The 17043-nt window shown below is 70.5% G+C and carries 17 protein-coding genes and 1 pseudogene; 8 read left to right on the top strand and 10 right to left on the bottom strand.

What is annotated here, in order from left to right; translation table 11 throughout:
- Nucleotides 1-69 precede the first annotated feature (69 nt).
- The 5 genes from BBK82_RS01485 to BBK82_RS01470 form a co-directional block, all read right to left on the bottom strand.
- On the bottom strand, nucleotides 70-1053 hold the full coding sequence (locus BBK82_RS01485; protein WP_065913361.1) for a sigma-70 family RNA polymerase sigma factor: 984 nt from the start codon (nucleotides 1051-1053) through the stop codon (nucleotides 70-72).
- A gap of 239 nt (nucleotides 1054-1292) precedes the next feature.
- Nucleotides 1293-1718 (bottom strand): D-aminoacyl-tRNA deacylase, encoded by a 426-nt coding sequence (dtd, locus tag BBK82_RS01480; protein WP_065913360.1) that lies wholly within the window; start codon nucleotides 1716-1718, stop codon nucleotides 1293-1295.
- Complete coding sequence (locus BBK82_RS01475; RefSeq protein WP_065913359.1) at nucleotides 1715-3169, bottom strand: DUF7782 domain-containing protein; 1455 nt, start codon at nucleotides 3167-3169, stop codon at nucleotides 1715-1717. The genes dtd and BBK82_RS01475 overlap by 4 nt, the downstream gene beginning before the upstream one ends.
- A 49-nt stretch (nucleotides 3170-3218) precedes the next feature.
- Complete coding sequence (locus BBK82_RS56150; protein WP_335618037.1) at nucleotides 3219-3434, bottom strand: helix-turn-helix domain-containing protein; 216 nt, start codon at nucleotides 3432-3434, stop codon at nucleotides 3219-3221.
- Nucleotides 3389-4513, bottom strand: a complete 1125-nt coding sequence (locus tag BBK82_RS01470) for a hypothetical protein (RefSeq protein WP_335618036.1) — start codon at nucleotides 4511-4513, stop codon at nucleotides 3389-3391. The genes BBK82_RS56150 and BBK82_RS01470 overlap by 46 nt, the downstream gene beginning before the upstream one ends.
- Nucleotides 4514-4751: 238 nt before the next feature.
- Between BBK82_RS01470 and BBK82_RS01465 the strand changes: the two genes are divergently transcribed.
- Nucleotides 4752-5087 (top strand): DUF3099 domain-containing protein, encoded by a 336-nt coding sequence (locus tag BBK82_RS01465; RefSeq protein ID WP_065913358.1) that lies wholly within the window; start codon nucleotides 4752-4754, stop codon nucleotides 5085-5087.
- Nucleotides 5088-5096: 9 nt separating this feature from the next.
- Here the strand turns inward: BBK82_RS01465 and BBK82_RS01460 are convergent.
- Both BBK82_RS01460 and BBK82_RS01455 read right to left on the bottom strand, forming a co-directional pair.
- A pseudogene (locus tag BBK82_RS01460) lies at nucleotides 5097-5973 on the bottom strand (carbohydrate kinase family protein).
- Nucleotides 5970-6869: a pseudouridine-5'-phosphate glycosidase gene (locus tag BBK82_RS01455; protein ID WP_065913357.1), complete on the bottom strand. Its 900-nt coding sequence runs from the start codon at nucleotides 6867-6869 to the stop codon at nucleotides 5970-5972. The pseudogene BBK82_RS01460 and the gene BBK82_RS01455 overlap by 4 nt, the downstream one beginning before the upstream one ends.
- A gap of 31 nt (nucleotides 6870-6900) precedes the next feature.
- Here BBK82_RS01455 and BBK82_RS01450 point away from each other — a divergent pair, with 31 nt between their 5' ends.
- A complete protein-coding gene (locus BBK82_RS01450; RefSeq protein ID WP_053738507.1) occupies nucleotides 6901-7152 on the top strand; it encodes a DUF3039 domain-containing protein in 252 nt (83 codons plus the stop codon).
- A gap of 62 nt (nucleotides 7153-7214) precedes the next feature.
- Here BBK82_RS01450 and BBK82_RS01445 read toward each other — a convergent pair whose 3' ends face one another.
- Complete coding sequence (locus tag BBK82_RS01445) at nucleotides 7215-8306, bottom strand: YihY/virulence factor BrkB family protein (RefSeq protein ID WP_154696985.1); 1092 nt, start codon at nucleotides 8304-8306, stop codon at nucleotides 7215-7217.
- Nucleotides 8307-8464: 158 nt separating this feature from the next.
- On the opposite strand from BBK82_RS01445, the gene BBK82_RS01440 reads away from it, so the two are divergent.
- Complete coding sequence (locus tag BBK82_RS01440; RefSeq protein ID WP_065913355.1) at nucleotides 8465-10150, top strand: DEAD/DEAH box helicase; 1686 nt, start codon at nucleotides 8465-8467, stop codon at nucleotides 10148-10150.
- A gap of 98 nt (nucleotides 10151-10248) precedes the next feature.
- On the opposite strand, the gene BBK82_RS01435 is transcribed toward BBK82_RS01440, so the two are convergent.
- Nucleotides 10249-11037 (bottom strand): class I SAM-dependent methyltransferase, encoded by a 789-nt coding sequence (locus BBK82_RS01435; RefSeq protein WP_065913354.1) that lies wholly within the window; start codon nucleotides 11035-11037, stop codon nucleotides 10249-10251.
- A 92-nt stretch (nucleotides 11038-11129) separates the two neighbouring features.
- Here BBK82_RS01435 and BBK82_RS01430 point away from each other — a divergent pair, with 92 nt between their 5' ends.
- From BBK82_RS01430 to BBK82_RS01410, 5 genes are all read left to right on the top strand, one after another.
- Nucleotides 11130-11711, top strand: a complete 582-nt coding sequence (locus tag BBK82_RS01430; protein WP_065913353.1) for a TetR/AcrR family transcriptional regulator — start codon at nucleotides 11130-11132, stop codon at nucleotides 11709-11711.
- 192 nt (nucleotides 11712-11903) lie between these two features.
- The gene (locus BBK82_RS01425) at nucleotides 11904-13022 is read left to right on the top strand and encodes a sugar ABC transporter substrate-binding protein (RefSeq protein ID WP_065913352.1); all 1119 of its coding nucleotides are present in this window, start codon (nucleotides 11904-11906) and stop codon (nucleotides 13020-13022) included.
- 70 nt (nucleotides 13023-13092) lie between these two features.
- On the top strand, nucleotides 13093-13866 hold the full coding sequence (locus tag BBK82_RS01420; RefSeq protein WP_065913351.1) for an ATP-binding cassette domain-containing protein: 774 nt from the start codon (nucleotides 13093-13095) through the stop codon (nucleotides 13864-13866).
- A gap of 10 nt (nucleotides 13867-13876) precedes the next feature.
- Complete coding sequence (locus BBK82_RS01415; RefSeq protein WP_065913350.1) at nucleotides 13877-15301, top strand: sugar ABC transporter permease; 1425 nt, start codon at nucleotides 13877-13879, stop codon at nucleotides 15299-15301.
- The gene (locus BBK82_RS01410; RefSeq protein WP_065913349.1) at nucleotides 15298-16455 is read left to right on the top strand and encodes an ROK family transcriptional regulator; all 1158 of its coding nucleotides are present in this window, start codon (nucleotides 15298-15300) and stop codon (nucleotides 16453-16455) included. Before BBK82_RS01415 ends, BBK82_RS01410 begins: the two co-directional genes overlap by 4 nt.
- 79 nt (nucleotides 16456-16534) lie before the next feature.
- Here BBK82_RS01410 and BBK82_RS53655 read toward each other — a convergent pair whose 3' ends face one another.
- Nucleotides 16535-16714 carry a DUF7455 domain-containing protein gene (locus BBK82_RS53655; protein WP_231642793.1) on the bottom strand — a complete coding sequence of 60 codons (180 nt, stop codon included), beginning with the start codon at nucleotides 16712-16714 and terminating at the stop codon, nucleotides 16535-16537.
- Nucleotides 16715-17043 lie beyond the last annotated feature (329 nt).

The following is a 17043-nucleotide window of genomic DNA, read 5'->3' as shown; positions in this document are numbered from 1 at the left end:
AGTTGAGTGACAAGTCAATACTCGCGGTCGGCTGAGATCCGACCGTGACACCACCTGGCCCAAGCGAGGTCAGGACGCGTACGCACGCAGCTTCGCGGCACGCTCGCCCTGGCGCAGCTTCGACATGACCTCGCGCTCGATCTGGCGCACCCGCTCGCGCGAGAGGCCGAACCGCTTGCCGATCTGGTCGAGCGTGCGCGGCTGGCCGTCCTCGAGGCCGTAGCGCAGCCGGATCACGGCCTGCTCGCGCGGCTCCAGCGTGGCGAGCACGCGGCGCAGGTCGTCCTGCAGCAGGCCGGAGATGACGGCGCTCTCGGCGTCGGTCGCGTCCGAGTCCTCGATGAAGTCACCGAGGGGCGCGTCCTCCTCCGTGCCGACCGGCATGTCGAGCGATACCGGGTCACGGGCGTGGTCGAGCAGGTCGGCGACCTTCTCCACCGAGATGCCGGACTCCTTGGCGAGCTCCTCGGTCGTCGCCTCGCGGCCGAGCGACTGGTGCAGGTCGCGCTTGATCCGCGCGAGCTTGTTCACCTGCTCGACGAGGTGGACGGGGAGGCGGATGGTGCGGCCCTGGTCGGCCATGCCGCGGGTGATGGCCTGGCGGATCCACCACGTCGCGTACGTGGAGAACTTGAAGCCCTTGGTGTAGTCGAACTTCTCGACGGCGCGGATCAGACCCAGGTTGCCCTCCTGGATCAGGTCCAGCAGCGGCATGCCGCGGCCGGTGTAGCGCTTGGCCAGCGAGACGACGAGGCGCAGGTTGGCCTTGAGCAGGTGGTCCTTGGCGCGGCGGCCGTCGCGGACGAGCTCCCCCAGCTCTTCGCGACGGGTCGGCGTGAGGCGCTTGGCCGTGTCCAGGACGTGGTGGGCGAAGATGCCCGCCTCGATGCGCTTCGCGAGGTCGACCTCCTCCTCGGCGGTCAGCAGCGCGGTCTTGCCGATTCCGTTCAGGTAGACTCGAACGAGATCGGCCGCCGGCCCCTGGGCGTCGAGGTCGGCTTCGACGGCGGTGTTGTCTCCGACTTCACGGTCGAAGATCCTCGTGACGGTCATGGATCTCCCTCCCCCTGCTGCGGGCGACGCGGTCGCGGGCGCTGTGGTCAAGGCGGCGGCGCGGCGCTGCGCCCTGGTGCCGGTTCGCGGCGGGCCCGCTCTGGATCCCATCGCTTGCTGGCTCTCATCCGGGGTAACGAACCCGATTCCGAATTCGTTCCCGACTTCCTGACCTGAAGACGTCACCGCTGTCACAGCGGTTGCGCGAGTAATCTGAGGATTGGCTGAGAACCCTTTCCTCAGACCTCCACGAGCACCGTGAACGGCCCGTCGTTCACGCTCCGCACCTTCATCTCGGTACGGAAACGTCCCGTTTCGACCCGCGCGCCCATTTGGCGCAGCTCCGCCACGACGGCGTTCACCAAGGGTTCCGCGTGCTCCGGCCGCGCGGCCGCCGTCCAGGACGGACGGCGGCCCTTGCGGGTGTCCCCGTAGAGGGTGAACTGGCTGACGACCAGCAGGGGAGCGCCGGTCGACTCGCAGGACTGCTCGTCGTCCAGGATCCGCAGACCGTGCAGCTTGCGCGCCATCTTGGCCGCGTGGGCGTCCGAGTCGTCGTGGTGCACACCGAGCAGGACCAGCAATCCGGGCTCGGAGATCGCGCCGACGATCTCCCCTTCGACTTCCACACTCGCCTCTGTGACGCGCGCCACAACCGCTTTCACGCGGGAATCAACATTCCGTGCCGGATGAGATCACGAACGATCGGCAACGCGGCTTCCGAATCGATTTCTCCATAGGCGAACTCGAGCAACGCGAGCAGGTCGGCCAACGGCAGCGCACCCGTGCAACCGGCGATCAGCTTGGCTGTCGCCTCGTCCACCTCGTGCTGCCAGCCGGGCCCGTCGGTGCGGTGCAGCCGGGCGACGACCTTGCGCCAGCCCTCCTCGCTCGGCTCGGACACCTCCTCCAGCAGCACGGTGTCCGCGACCCGGAACGCCCGCCCGAGCAGGTCCGGGTTCGCGCGCAGCCACGCCACGTTGTCGAGCCACCGCGCCGCCTCCGGGCCCAGCGGGTCGTCGAAGGCGTGCCGCAGGTCCTCGCACACCACCTGGGAGTGCATCTCGTCGGTGCGCCGCAGCGTCACGTACCCGAATCCGACGCCCTGGACCTCGTTCTCCTCGAACCAGTCGAGCCACGCGGCCGCCTTGCGCCGCCCCTCGGGACTGCGCGGGTCGACACCGGCGTCCTTGAGCCACGTCCCGACGTACAACGCGGGCTCGGCGATGTCGCGCTGCACGAACCACGCGTCCACGCCACCGCGCGGCAGCCAGCCGGAGACGCGCTCCTCCCAGTCCTCGCCCTTGCGGTGCACCCAGGAGGCGAGCAGCTGCCCCACGCCGCCCTCGTTGAGGAACGCGGGCAGCTGCCGGATCACCAGCGCCGACGCGTCGTCGCCACCGAGCCCGGAGTCGCGGTACACGTAGTCGACCCGCGGCGGCCCGACCACGAACGGCGGGTTGCACACGACCTGGTCGAACCGCCGGTTGCGCACCGGCCCGAACCACTCGCCCTGCAGCGTCTCCACGTCGAGCCCGTTCATGCGGAACGTGCCCTGTGCGAGCCGTAGCGCGCGCTCGGACAGATCGGTGGCCGTGATGCGCTCGGCGTGCGTGCTCGCGTGCAGCGCCTGAACGCCACAGCCGGTGCCGAGGTCGAGCAGCGAGCCGATCGGGGTTTTCCTGGTCGCGCGGGCGAGGCTGATCGAGGCGTGCCCGACGCCCAGCACGTGGTCCTCGGGCACGGAACCGCCGCGCACGTCCGAGTCGAGGTCGGCGATCACCCACCAGTTGTCCTCGTAGGGCCGCACGTCCAGGCCGGCGGTCAGCTCGCTCGTCAGCACCTCGTTGCGGACGAGGTCGTCGATGTCGACGCCGTCCAGCGCCTTGCGGACGTCCTGCTCCGGCTCCTCGTCGCCGAGCAGGAACAGGCGGATCAGCGTGCCGAGCGTCCCGGCGTCCTTGCTCGCGCGCCGGGCGGGCTCCGGCTCGCCCCGGCCGAGCGCGGCGTGGGCCTGCGGGCCGAGCGCGTCGACGACGCCGTCCGCGGTGTAGCCGGCGTTCTCGAAGGCCTCGCGCAAGCGGGCACACAGGTCAACGGAAAGATCAGGGTGCACGGGCAGATGTTTTCACGGCGCCGGGAGCCGCGCGTGCCGCGGGACCGGCTCAGCGGGTGATCGACAACGCGATCGCCATCGCGAGCCGCTGGTCGGGGTCGTCGAGGGGCAGCGGCGTCACCTCCGCCATCTTCTGCATGCGGTAGCGCAACGTGTTGGGGTGCACGCCGAGCTCGCGCGCCGCGGCACGCACGTCGCCTTGAGCTGCCAGCCACGCCTTCAACGTCGCCGCGTACTGCGTCCCGTACTCGGCGTCGTATCGCAATATATTGGATATCGGTCCGCGGGTCGGCAGCCGGCCGGCTTCGGCCACAGCGGCCAGCCGGTGCAGCAGCACCCGTGCCCACGCGTCGTCGTACACGACCGGCTCGCCGGTCGACAGCGCCAGGCACTCGTCTGCCTCCTGCCGGGAGGTCGGCAGCTGCGTCGCCTCCGCCGGGCCGCCGATGCCGGCCAGCACCGTGGCCTCCGACGGCAGCTCGCGCACCAGCGAGCGCACCCAGCCGACGGCGTCGTCGGCGGCCGGGATGACCGTGTAGAGGACGTTGCCGAACAGGCGCTGCGGCCCGGTCGCGACCAGCCGAAGCCCGCGGTCGCCCGTTGGAACGCCAGCACCGCCGCGCCGTGCTCGCCCTCGCCGGCGTGCGCCTGCACGGCGATCACCCGCAGGTCGGCCGACGGCAGGCCGAGGCGGGCGACGTCGGCGGACTCGGGGTGTTCGAGCAGGCGGATCACCAGGTCGGCCTCCGCTTGGCGTTCCAGGTCCGTGGACGCACGCGAGCGCAACAGGTGCAAAGCGGCCGTGCGCGCGCCGTCCACCAACGCCGCCATGCGCGCCGCGTCGACCGGGTCGGTCACCTCCACCCACACCGAGCCGAGCAGCTCGCGTCCGGCGCGCACAGCGGCCACGAGGCGGTTGCCCAGCTGCGGCGTCAGCTTCGGCACGAAGATCGGCTCGTCGGAGGAGGCGAGGTGGCTGAAGACGCCGTACTCGTCGAGCGCGCGCCGGGCCTCCTCGGGCACGCGGCGGCCGAGGATGGTCTGCACGCGCACCGGGTCGACGTCCTGCTGCCGGTACGAGTAGGCGAGCACGCGCGACTGCTGGTCCTCGATCGTCACCGGCCCGCCGACCACGCCCGCGATGACGTCCGCGAGCCCGAACAGGTCACCGGTGCGCGTGCCGCCGTTGACCAGCGTCTGCGTCACGTTCGCGAGCTGGCTCCACGGCACCGAGGGGTCCACGAGCAGCACCGCCGCGCCGGACTTCTTGGCCGCGACGACCACCCGTTCGTCCAGCGGTGGCCGGCCGTGCAGCACGACCGCCGACGCCGCGGTGGAGGCCACCAGCCGGCCGCGGCGACCGACGGGTGCCCAGGCCGAGCAGCACGTCACCGGCGGCGGCCGGGGTGTTCTCGGCCGGGTCGTGCAGGGCCACCCCGCGCAGCTCGGCGTCGCGGCCCCTCGGCGCGCACGCCAGGTGCGTGCCCAGACTGCCGAGCACGTCCACGAGGCGATCAAGGGCGACCACCCGCGGATGTTAACCGCCGACCGGCTGTCCCGGCCGTCACTCGGACGTGGGACCATGGAACCCGGAGGTGGTGTCGTGAGCAGTCCCGACCGGAACGACACCCCGGTGTTGATCACCGAGGCGGCCCCGTCCTACGAGGAACAGCACGCCGCCCGGCGCCGCAAGTACGCGATCATGATGAGTCTGCGGTTCCCGTGCCTCATCCTCGCGGCGCTGTTCGCGCACACGTGGTGGCTGGCGCTGTTCTTCATCGTGCTGTCCGTGCCGCTGCCGTGGATGGCCGTGCTGATCGCGAACGACCGGCCGCCGCGCAAGACCGAGAAGGTGAACCGCCACCAGGTCGAACGCAAGGCCATCGCACCGAAGAGCACGACCGTCATCGACGGCTAGCCCCAGCGGCTAGCGGGGCGGCTGGGCTCCGACGACGCTCACCGCCCGCGACCCGGCGCGCACGCCACCGAGCAGCGCGTCGAGCTTCGGCGACCCGGCCAGCCACGCCGCCAGCACCCCCGCGTCGAACGCGTCACCGGCACCCGTCGAGTCGACGCACTCGGCCCGTTCGGCGGGCACCGACACGACTCCGTCGGCGTCGACCCACGAGGCACCGTCCGGGCCGGAGGTGACCACGACGGCGCCGACGTGCGAGAGCAGCTCCTTCGCCGACGCCGGATCGGCCGACCCGGTCAGCGCCTCCAGCTCGTCGGCGTTGGGCAGCAGCAGGTCGACGCCCCGCACGTCCTCCAGGAACTCCGGCGTGGCCTGGATCAGCACGGCTGCCTGCGGGTCCACCGACGTCGTCCACCCGGCCGCCCGCCGCCCGCAGCGCCGCCAGCCCGGCGGGCCGCGAGGTGGCGTCGAGCAGCACGTACCCGGACAGGTGCAGGTGACCGTCCGGGGCCGCCAGCAGGCCCGGATCGAGGTCGGCGGGGGAGAACCGGGCGTTCGCGCCGCGGTCGGGCAGCATCGAGCGCTGGCCGTTCTCGTCGACGAGCACGACGACGCAGCAGGTCGCGAGCTCGGGGTCGACGGCGAACGCGCACCGCACGCCCGCCGCCGTCAGCTCGGCGTGCACCTGCCGTCCGGCCGAGTCGGCACCTACGCGCGCAACGAGCACCGGCGACGCACCACACGCGGCCAGCCACACGGCCGTGTTCGCGCCCGCGCCGCCCGGTTCGATGGTCACCTTCGCGCGCACGTCACCGCCGTGCGCGATGGGGCCGGAGTGGCGGGCGACGACGTCCAGGCCGGCGTCACCCACCACCACGACAGGCCTCATCGGTGCTGCTCCCCGCACAACGCGACGGCGACCTCGGCCGCGACCTGGACGTTGCTGACGACGAGCTCCTCGTTCGCGTCGAGGCTCACACCCCCGCTCGCGGTGTGGAAGTGCTCCAGCAGCACCGGCGAGACGTCCTTGCCGCGCACGTTCTGGTCGACGAGCTTCCGCAAGCCCTCGGCGAGCAGCCGGTCGTGCAGCTCGACGTCCATCTCGAACGCCGCCGGGATCGGGTTGACCAGCAGCATCCCGCGCCCGCCCGCCGCGAACACCGCCGCCGCCTGCTTCGCGTCCTCGACCCGCCACGGCACGCCGAACTCCGACTCGCGCCGGTAGAACGCCGGGAAGCGGTCGGTCCGGTAGCCGACGACGGGCACCGAACGCGTCTCCAGCACCTCCAGCGTCGCGCCCATGTCCAGGATCGACTTCACGCCGGAGGACACGACCAGGACCGGCGTCGTCGCGACCACGTCGAGGTCGGCCGACACGTCCCACGTCTCGTGCGCCCCGCGGTGCACGCCACCCAGGCCGCCGGTGCCGAACACGCGGATCCCGGCCTGGTGCGCGAGCGCGGTCGTGGAGGCCACCGTCGTGGCTCCGCTGCGGCCCAGCGCGCAGGCGGCGCCCAGGTCGCGCAGGGACAGCTTGAGCAGCTGCTCCGAGCAGACGCGCTCCAGCTCGGCGCGGGTGAGACCGATGTGCGGCACACCGTCGAGCACGGCGATCGTGGCCGGGACCGCTCCCGCCTCCCGCACGACCCGCTCCAGGCGGTCGGCGACGGTCAGGTTGCGCGGGGCGGGCAGGCCGTGGGACAGGATCGTGCTCTCGAGCGCGACGACCGGCCGGTTCTCGGCCAGTGCGACGGCAACTTCCTCAGCGATGTGCAGCGTAGTCACGAGTGGGCATCATCCCAGGTACCCTGGGCGCGTGAGCACCCAGACTCTCCCCGAGGTCGACGTACGGCCGGACGAGACCGACCAGTCCTCGGACGACGCCCCGAAGATGTTCCACTACGTGCGCAAGGCGAAGATCGCCGAGAGCGCCGTGATGGGCACCCACGTGGTCGCACTGTGCGGCGAGGTCTTCCCGGTCACGCGGTCGCCGAAGCCCGGCTCGCCGGTGTGCCCGGACTGCAAGAAGATCTACGAGAACCTGCCTGACGGCGGCGGCGAGGAATAAGCCTCCGGCTCTCGGTCACGAGCCCCGGCGCCTGCACCCCAGGCGCTGGGGCTCGTGTGCGTTCAGGACCCGCGCGTGCGCTCGCGTTCCGGCCCCGGCTTCTGCGCCGGCAACGGCGTCGTGAGCTGCGTGTCGGCGGGGGAGGGCGCGGTGTGGGCGTCCTGCTGACGGGGCTGCGCGGCCTCCTCGCGGATGCGGGAGGCGGCGCGTTCGAGCTCCAGCCGGCGCCAGCGGCGGCGCTGCCGGCGGGTCATCTTCGCGGGCCACAGGTCCTGGACGGCGCTGTTGAAGTACGCGCCGAGCGTGATCGCCAGGCCGATGAAGAACACGAACAGCAGGAACGCGATCGGCGTCGCCAGCGCGCCGTAGGTGTACCCCGTCGTGGTGATCCACTGGATGTACAGGCGCAGGCCGATCGACGACAGGATGAACACCGCCATCGCGAGGACCGCGCCCGGCAGCACGCGGTGGTACGGCAGCCTGCGCGGCAGTGCGACCTTGTAGAGCAGCGACAGGGAGAACACCAGCAGCAGCCCGACGCCGGGGTAGTAGAAGCGGCCGACCCACGTCTCGACGTAGGGCTGCCAGGTCGTCGGGAAGAACTGCGGCAGGACGTCCGGGCCCAGCGCGAGCACCGGCAGGCCGACCACCAGCGCCACCAGGGACACCAGGTACAGCAGCAGGGCGAAGATGCGCTGCCACAGCTCGTTGCGCACGCCGTACTGGCCGTGCGCGACGGTGATCGCGTCGACGAACGACGACATGGCCGACGAACCCGCCCACAGCGAGATCAGGAAGCCGATCGAGACGATCTCGCCCTTGCCGGTGGTGAGGATCTCCGCGACCGTGGGTTCGATCACCTCTCTGACCACGTCCTGGCTGAAGATCGTGCGGGAGAACCCGATGATCCGCCCCTGGACGGCCCGCACGACCTCGTCGCCGAACCAGGTGCCGAACCAGCCCATGGCGCCCAGCACGCCGAGCAGCAGCGGGGGGAACGAGAGGGTCTGCCAGAACGCCGCCTCGGCGGCTTCTGAGAAGATGTTGCCCTGCCACGCCTTCGACAGCGTGCGCGCCAGTAGACGCAGCGGCGTCTTCCGGCCGGAGCTGCGTGCGTCGTTGTCGGTAGGCGAACCCATCGCGATGTCAAGCATGGTGCATGCCGCCACGTTTCGCGGCATCGGCGCACGGAACAGGTAGGGTCGGGGTGCCCTCGGCGACGGCCTGCCTGAGGGCCCTTTTGTGTCGAAACCGTGTTCGACCTGCGCAAACGAGGAGAAGCACGTCTGTGACTGCGACAGCGACAGCAGCAATGCGACCGCTGCGGGCATGGCAACGCCGCGCGCTGACCAAGTACCTGGCCGCCAGGCCCCAGGACTTCCTCGCCGTCGCCACGCCCGGTGCGGGCAAGACGACCTTCGGCCTGCGGGTGGCGGCCGAGCTGCTCGCCGACCGCACGATCGAGGCCGTCACGATCGTCACGCCCACCGAGCACCTCAAGCACCAGTGGGCGAAGTCCGCGGCGGAGCAGGGCATCGCGATCGACTCGAACTTCCGCAACACCAACGCGATCACCTCCCGCGACTACCACGGCGTGGCGGTCACGTACGCGCAGGTCGCCGCGCACCCGTCGTTGCACCGGGTGCGCACGGAGAACCGCAAGACGCTCGTGCTGCTCGACGAGATCCACCACGGTGGTGACGCCAAGTCGTGGGGTGAGGCGATCCGCGAGGCGTTCACGCCCGCGGTGCGCCGGCTGTGCCTGACCGGCACGCCGTTCCGCTCCGACGACTCGCCGATCCCGTTCGTGCAGTACGAGGAGGGCGCCGGCGGGTTCAAGACCTCGAAGGCCGACCACACCTACGGCTACTCCGACGCGCTGCGCGACGGCGTCGTCCGGCCCGTGCTCTTCATGGCGTACTCGGGTGAGGCGTCGTGGCGGACCAGCGCGGGCGAGGAGTTCACGGCACGGCTGGGCGAGCCGCTGACCCAGGAGCAGACCGCGCGGGCCTGGCGCACCGCGCTGGACCCGGCGGGCGACTGGATGGCCTCGGTGCTGCGCGCCGCGGACCAGCGGCTGACGCAGAAGCGCGAGAACGGCATCCCCGACGCCGGCGGCCTGGTGATCGCGACCGACCAGGAGACCGCGAAGGCCTACGCGCAGGTGCTCAAGCGCGTGACCGGCCACACCGCGACGGTCGTCCTCTCCGACGACCCGAAGGCCTCCGGCAGGATCGCCGAGTTCGCCGCGACGAACGAACGCTGGATGATCGCCGTCCGGATGGTGTCCGAGGGCGTCGACGTCCCGCGGCTCGCGGTCGGCGTGTACGCCACGTCGTCCTCGACGCCGTTGTTCTTCGCCCAGGCCGTCGGACGCTTCGTGCGGGCCCGCAAGCCCGGCGAGACCGCGTCGGTGTTCCTGCCGTCGGTGCCGATCCTGCTGCAGCTCGCGGCCGAGCTGGAGGCCCAGCGCGACCACGTGCTCGGCAAGCCGCACCGGGAGAAGGACGGCTGGGACGACGAGCTGCTGGCCGACGCGAACCAGACCAAGGACGAGCCCGGCGAGGAGGAGCGCGCGTTCACCGCGCTCGGCACCACCGCGGAGCTCGACCAGGTCATCTACGACGGCTCGTCGTTCGGCACGGCGGCGTTCGCCGGTTCGCAGGAGGAGCAGGAGTACCTCGGCCTGCCGGGCCTGCTCGAGCCCGACCAGGTGCGGACGCTGTTGCTGCAACGCCAGGAGGAGCAGCTCGCGTCCGCCGCCAAGCGTCCGAAGGCGGAGGCGCCGGTGCGGGAGGTGCGGTCGGTCAGCGTCCAGGAACGGCTCGCGTCGCTGCGCAAGGAGCTCAACACCCTCGTCGCCATGCACCACCACCGCACCAAGAAGCCGCACGGCAAGATCCACAACCAGCTGCGCGAGTACTGCGGTGGTCCAGTGACGGCGATGGCGAGCATCGAGCAGCTCGAAGAACGCATCGCCACGCTGCGCTCCTGGTGATGTACCGGATGTTGGACATCGCTCGGTGAGCTGACCAGGCAACATCCGATGTCCGGTGTACGAGATGCCGGCCGGCTGGCTGATATGCGATATATCGGTCAGCTGCGGACGACGGCGACGGCGAGCGTGCAGTAGCTCGTGGTGAAGCTGCCGCCCAGGGCTTCGGCGGCGGTGCCGACGGCATCGGTGACGACGGCGACCTGGTCCGGTGGCAGTGCGGTGAGCGCGCCCGTGGTGCGCATGAAGTCGAGATAGCTGCCGGTCGTGTAGCTGTGCTCCCAGGAGGCGCTCCACTGCTCGGCCTCGGTGAACTCGCCGGTGGCCAAGAACGACTCGGCGGTGCGCGTGCAACCGGCTTCGTAGCTCGTCACGGCTTGCTCCGGTGAGGTGGGCAGCTGGAACGGTGCGTCGGGCACGACCCGCTGGAAGGCTTCGGCGAAGGCTCGCGACACGGGCTCCGGCGGGGCGAACACATGCCACAACGCGACGAACAACCCACCCGGCCGCAGCACGCGCGCGGCCTGGGCGGGTCCGGCCGAGGCGTCGACCCAGTGCCACGACTGCCCGGCGACGACGGCGTCGAACCTGCGGCCGGCCGGGTCCCACGCCTCGAAGGTCGCCGTCTCGACGGTGACACCGGTGTCGCGGGCGAAGGCGGCCATGCGCTCGTCGGGTTCGACGCCGAGCACGGTGCAGCCCGCCGCCCGGAGCTGGCGGGCGGCGATGCCGGTGCCGCAGCCGACGTCGAGCACGTCACGGCCGGGACCGGCGGCGGCGATCCGGTCGGCGATACGGTCGACGAGCTCGGCCGGATAGGGCGGGCGGGTGCGGTCGTACCGTTCGGCCTCGGAGCCGAAGCTCTGGGACCATCCAGCTGGAGTGGGCATGTGCCCACCCTAGTGGGCGTTCGCCCACTTTCGTCCCGGATACCGTGAACCGGGCGACCTGACCGCCGACCGAGTGAGTGGAGACGCGAGCCGTGCCGACCGGGGTGCATCTGCGTGATGTGCGCGAGCAGTTGTTCGACGCCGCCGAGCGGGTGCTCACCGGCGGCGGGCCCAGCGCGTTGACCAGCCGCGCGGTCACCGAGACCGCCGGTGTCGCCAAGGGCGTGCTGCACCGGCACTTCGCGGACTTCGACGCGTTCCTCGCCGAGTTCGTGCTCGACCGCGCGACCAGGACGGAAGCCCGGCTGAAGGAGCTCACCGCGGGCGACGGCGACGTCGTCGGCAACCTCACCGAGGCGATCACCGCGGTCTTCAGCTCGGTCGCCGTCGCCGTCGTCGCGCTCCTCACCTTCCGGGACGAGCTGCGCGCCCGGCTGCGTGACACGTGGCCGGCGGGCGTGCCCGTGCTCACCGAGGCGGTCGAGCTGATCGCCGCCTACCTCGAAGCGGAGCAGCGGCACGGCCGGGTCAGGTCCGGCGTCGACGTCGAAGGCCTCGCGCCGATGCTCGTCGGCAGCGCCCACCTGTTGTTCGCCGACCGGCAGGCGCGACCGGACGCCGACGCCGTCCGCAGGATGGTGCGCCAGGTCGTGGATCCATCCCTCAGTAACTGATATCCGATATATCAGCACCGGTTGCCGTAGCGCGTTGGTAACGCTCTCACAACGGTGGGTAGCCAAATGACGACGGAGTTACCGCATCGTGACGACTTAATCGATCCAGTGTGGTTCCGGTCACGCATATGTCGGGCATACGTTGTGCGCCACAACATTCTCTGTGACACAGCGCAGTGAAAGGGATGGCGGATGCGCAGCAAGAGCCTCGCTTCCATCGCCGTCGCCACGGGCCTCGCCCTGGCGGTTTCGGCGTGTGGCGCCAACACGTCCTCCGGTGGAGGCAGCACCAGCACGAACTCGGCTAGCGGGGGCATCAAGGTTGGCGTGATCCTGCCGGAGACCGCGACCTCGGCCCGCTGGGAGGGCTTCGACAAGCCGCTCTTGACCGAGGCCCTCAAGGCCAACGGCCTCGACCCGGACATCCAGAACGCCCAGGGTGACGTGCAGAAGTTCTCGACCCTGGCGGACGGCATGCTCTCGGCCGGCGTCAAGGTCCTGATCATCGCCTCGCCCGACAGCAGCGTCGGTGCCGCGGTGGCCGCCAAGGCCGACGCCCAGGGCGTGCCGGTCATCGACTACGACCGCCTGAACCTCGGCGGCACGTCGAAGTACTACGTGTCCTTCGACAACGTCAAGGTCGGCGAGCTGCAGGGCCAGGGTCTGTCCCAGGCGCTGCAGAGCGCTCCGAACGGCGCCAACGTCATCGAGATCGAGGGCGCGCCGACGGACAACAACGCCACCCTCTTCACCCAGGGCCAGCGCAAGGTCCTCGACCCGCTGTACGCCTCGGGCAAGCTGAAGCTGGTCCAGCAGCAGGCCATCGACGGCTGGGACAACCAGAAGGGCGGCCAGGTCTTCGAGCAGATCCTGACCGGCAACGGCGGCAAGGTCGACGGCGTCGTCGCCGCGAACGACGGCCTCGCCGGCGCGGTCATCACGGTCCTCAAGAAGGTCGGCCTCAACGGCAAGGTGCCGGTCACCGGCCAGGACGCCACCCCGGACGGCCTGCAGGCCATCCTGCGCGGCGACCAGTACATGACCGTCTTCAAGCCCATCAAGGAAGAGGCGGAGGCCACCGCGAAGCTGGCCGCCGCGCTCGCCAAGGGTGACACGGCCGGTGCCGACGCCCTCGCCAAGGACACCACCAAGGACACCAAGTCGAACCGCGACGTGAAGTCGGTTCTGCTGTCCGCGCAGCTGATCACCAAGGACAAGGTCAAGTCCGTGGTCGACGCGGGTGCGGTGAAGGCGTCCGAGGTCTGCGTCGCCGACGTCAAGGCCATCTGCGACCAGCTCGGCATCAAGTAACTCGGTAACAGCTCACAGCGGCGGGGGCCACGCGTGCCCCCGCCGCTGAAGCACGAAGGAGAGCTTCACGATGAGCGAGCCGATTCTCGAGCTGCGCCGCGTCAACAAGAGCTTCGGTCCAGTGCACGTGCTGCACGACATCGACTTCACGGTGCGCGCGGGCGAGGTCACCGCGCTCGTCGGCGACAACGGCGCCGGCAAGTCCACGCTCGTGAAGTCCATCGCCGGCATCCACGGCATGGACTCCGGTGAGGTCCTGTTCGAGGGCAAGCCGGTCAACATCCACGGCCCGAAGGAAGCGGCCCAGCTCGGCATCGAGGTCGTCTACCAGGACCTCGCGCTGTGCGACAACCTCGACATCGTCCAGAACATGTTCCTCGGCCGTGAACGCGGCAAGGCGGGACTGCTCGACGAGGCGTCGATGGAGCAGGCCGCGCGCAAGACCCTGGCCTCGCTGAGCGTCCGCACGGTCAAGTCGGTCCGCACGCCGGTGTCGTCGCTGTCCGGTGGTCAGCGGCAGACCGTCGCGATCGCCAAGGCCGTGCTGTGGGACAGCAAGGTCGTCATGCTCGACGAGCCGACCGCGGCACTCGGTGTCGCGCAGACCCGTCAGGTCCTCGACCTGGTGCGCCGGCTCGCGGAGAACGGCCTGGGCGTCGTGCTGATCAGCCACAACATGAACGACGTCTTCGAGGTCTCCGACCGCATCGCGTGCCTCTACCTCGGCCGCATGGCAGCCCAGCTGCCCACCAAGGACGTCACGCACGGACAGGTGGTCGAGCTGATCACCGCCGGTCGCTCGGGCGACCTCGGCATCGCCCGTCCTGAAGCCGCCACCATCTGAGGACCTGGACATGACTGACACCAACGAGAAGGCGCCTCAGCAAGAGGGCGCCATCTCCGACTTCGGCATCGACACCACGTCGCGGTCAACGGGCGAGGCGCTGCGCGACTACGTCGCGAAGGTCAAGGGCGGCGACCTCGGCGCCCTGCCCGCTCTGCTCGGCCTGCTGGTGCTGGTGATCTTCTTCAGCGTCCGTTCCGACGTGTTCCTCACGCTGAACAACATCGCGAACCTGCTGCAGCAGGGCTCCGGCATCGTGATCATCGCGATGGGCCTGGTCTTCGTGCTGCTGCTCGGCGAGATCGACCTGTCCGCGGGCACCGCCTCCGGTGTGGCCGCCTCGGTGATGGCGCTGCACCTGGTGCGCAACGGCAACCTGATGGAGGGCATGGGAGACACCGTCTTCTACATCTTCGTCGTGCTGTTGATCCTCGCCGTCGCCGCGGCCGCGTGGATGCGGCTGTGGGTGGGCGCCGCGCTTGCGGCGGTCGGCCCGGTGATCATGCTGCTGGGCGTGCCGCCGAACCCGTGGATCGAGATGCTGCTGGCGCTCACCGTCGGCACCGCGATCGGCTGCATCACCGGTTTCCTCGTGGCACGCGTCGGCATCCCGTCGTTCGTCGTGACGCTGGCGCTGTTCCTCGCCTGGGGCGGTGTGATCCTCCAGCTGATCGGCCAGGGCGGCACGCTCGCCATCCGCGAGAGCAAGGTCCTGTTCAACGTCGCCAACGGCAACCTCGACACCTTCGGTTCCTGGGCGCTGTTCGTGCTCGCCGCCGGTGGCTACGCCGCCATCGTGCTCACGCGGCACTTCTCGCGCCTGCGCAAGGGCCTCGTCGCCAAGCCGACCTCGCTGGTGCTGATCCAGGTCGCCATCGTCGTCGTGCTCAGCGCCGCCGGCACCTACCTGCTCACGCTCAACCGCGCGGTGAACCCGACGTTCGTCATCGCGGGTGTGCCGTACGTGGTGCCGATCGTGCTCGCGCTGCTGGTGATCGGCACGCTGGTGCTCGACCGCTCCAAGTACGGCCGCCACGTCTACGCGGTCGGCGGCAACGCCGAGGCCGCCCGCCGGGCCGGCATCGACGTGCCGAAGATCCGCATGAGCGTGTTCGTGATCGCCTCGTCGGCCGCGGCCATCGGCGCGATCGTGTACTCCTCGAAGGTCGGCTCGGTCGCGCCGTCCGCGGGTGGCGGCAACACGCTGCTGTTCGCGGTGGGCGCGGCGGTCATCGGTGGCACGTCGCTCTTCGGTGGCAAGGGCCGCCTGCGGGACGCCGTCATCGGTGGCGCGGTCATCGCCGTCATCGAGAACGGCCTGGGCCTGCTCAAGCAGGGCGCCGCGGTCGTCGCGATGGTCATGGGCCTGGTGCTGCTGCTCGCGGCCAGCGTGGATGCGCTGTCCCGTAAGCGCGCGGCGGTCTCCGGACGGTGACCGGACCCACGTCCGGCACCCGCCCCGACGAGATCCGGCGGCACAACAGAACGGCGCTGCTGCGCCGCCTGCACGTCGACGGACCGTCCACCAGGGCCTCGCTCGCGGCGGAGCTCGGGCTCAACCGCAGCACCATCAAGGCCCTGGTGGACGGCCTCGCCGAGGTCGACGTCGTCGCCGAACGCGTGCCCGCTCAGCGCAGCGGAGCGGGCCGCCCGTCGCTGCTCGTCCTGCCCCAGCCGCAGGCCGCGGTCGTCATCGCGATCGACGTGCGGGTGGAGCAGGTGGCGATGGGGTTCGTCGGCCTCGGAGGGGAGATCCTCGGGCGGGACAGCTGGAACCTGCACAACCGGACGAGCGATCCGGCGGAGGTCATCACCCACATCGTCGACTCCGCGCGCCTGATGGCGGACGAGCTCGACGTGACCGCGGTCGGTGTGGGCGTGTCGGTGCCGGGGGTCGTGCGGCGGTCGGACGGCATGGTGCACGAGGCGCCCAACCTGCACTGGTCGGACGTGGCCCTGGGCAAACGCCTGGAGGCCGTGCTCAAGATGCCGGTGCGGGTCGGCAACGACGCGGAGCTCGGTGCGCTGGCCGAACACGTGCGCGGTGCCGCGCGCGAGTCGTCCGACATGGTCTACATCTCCGCGGACGTGGGAGTCGGCGGTGGCGTGATCCTGTCCGGGCAACCGTTGCGCGGCAGCGGTGGCTACGTCGGCGAGCTCGGCCACATGGTGGTCAACCCGACCGGGCGGCGCTGCTACTGCGGCTGCGACGGCTGCTGGGAGACCGAGGTCGGCGAGCCGGCGCTGTGCCGGGCACTGGGGCTGCCGGAGGACGCGCCCCGCGGCGCCGTCGTCGCGGAGCTGCGGGCGCTGGTCGACACGTCGGTGCTCGACGGGTTCGCCGGCTGGCTCGCGCTGGGGCTCGCGAACATCGTCAACGTGCTCGGGCCCGAGCTGGTCGTGCTGGGCGACCTCTACACGGCGTTGCCGGCGTCGGTCGTCGACTCGGTCAGCTCCGTCGTGCAGCAGCGCAGCCTGGTGTCCCGCGCGGTCGGCGGCACACAGGTCGTGACGTCGCCGCTGGGCAGGGACGCGAAGCTGATCGGTGCGGCCGAGCTCGCGTTCGAACCCGTGCTGGACGCTCTCTAGCCCCCAGACCGCTCGAGAAAAGCGAAGGGGGCGGAGATCCAGCCGGATCTCCGCCCCGAGCGGCTAGGTGGGGTGGAAGTCAGCCCTGCTGAATCTCAGCAGCGAGTTCGCGCAACTTCTCACTGTGCGCGCGAGCGTGGTGCCCGCAGAACAGCAGCTCGCCCCCGGACGGGAGCAAGGCGCGAACCTGGGCAGCAGCCCCGCAGCGGTCGCAGCGGTCGGCAGCGGTCAACTCGGGGCGGGTGAGTGCTGCAGTCATGATGAATCTCCCTCCGTCCCAGCAACGAAACGTTGTGTTCCGCTGCCCTCTTACCAAGCTGCGACCACAGCGCCCCTGGCTTGGTGCGCGGTGCTCGCTGGCTCCACTCTGACAGACGTTCTGGCGATAGTCAGTGTTCCCGTGTGCGTGGCGACTCGCGTCACTCTCCGATTTACCCACCTGACGCAGGCTCACACATGAGTTTCCTACCGGTTCACCGTCTTGACAGGTACCGAGCGCAACCATGAACGTGCTGGTGGAGCAGCACTTTCGGGCCATTCGGTCGGTTGCGTGCAGCCGGGAGTGTGATATCGGTTGCCCTTGTCCGC

The sequence above is a fragment of the Lentzea guizhouensis genome, assembly GCF_001701025.1.
Classification (GTDB): Bacteria; Actinomycetota; Actinomycetes; order Mycobacteriales; family Pseudonocardiaceae; genus Lentzea; species Lentzea guizhouensis.
The sequence above is the reverse complement of the archived record's forward strand: the minus strand, read 5'-3'. Positions and strand labels throughout refer to the sequence as shown.

Bases quoted from the DNA above. Each gene is read 5' to 3' on its own strand.
- BBK82_RS53655 (WP_231642793.1), bottom strand. From the start codon at position 16,714: ATGACTGCAGCACTCACCCGCCCCGAGTTGACCGCTGCCGACCGCTGC.
- BBK82_RS01420 (WP_065913351.1), top strand. From the start codon at position 13,093: ATGAGCGAGCCGATTCTCGAGCTGCGCCGCGTCAACAAGAGCTTCGGT.
- BBK82_RS01425 (WP_065913352.1), top strand. From the start codon at position 11,904: ATGCGCAGCAAGAGCCTCGCTTCCATCGCCGTCGCCACGGGCCTCGCC.
- BBK82_RS01440 (WP_065913355.1), top strand. From the start codon at position 8,465: ATGCGACCGCTGCGGGCATGGCAACGCCGCGCGCTGACCAAGTACCTG.
- BBK82_RS01445 (WP_154696985.1), bottom strand. From the start codon at position 8,306: ATGCTTGACATCGCGATGGGTTCGCCTACCGACAACGACGCACGCAGC.
- BBK82_RS01415 (WP_065913350.1), top strand. From the start codon at position 13,877: ATGACTGACACCAACGAGAAGGCGCCTCAGCAAGAGGGCGCCATCTCC.
- BBK82_RS01435 (WP_065913354.1), bottom strand. From the start codon at position 11,037: ATGCCCACTCCAGCTGGATGGTCCCAGAGCTTCGGCTCCGAGGCCGAA.
- BBK82_RS01465 (WP_065913358.1), top strand. From the start codon at position 4,752: ATGGAACCCGGAGGTGGTGTCGTGAGCAGTCCCGACCGGAACGACACC.
- BBK82_RS01485 (WP_065913361.1), bottom strand. From the start codon at position 1,053: ATGACCGTCACGAGGATCTTCGACCGTGAAGTCGGAGACAACACCGCC.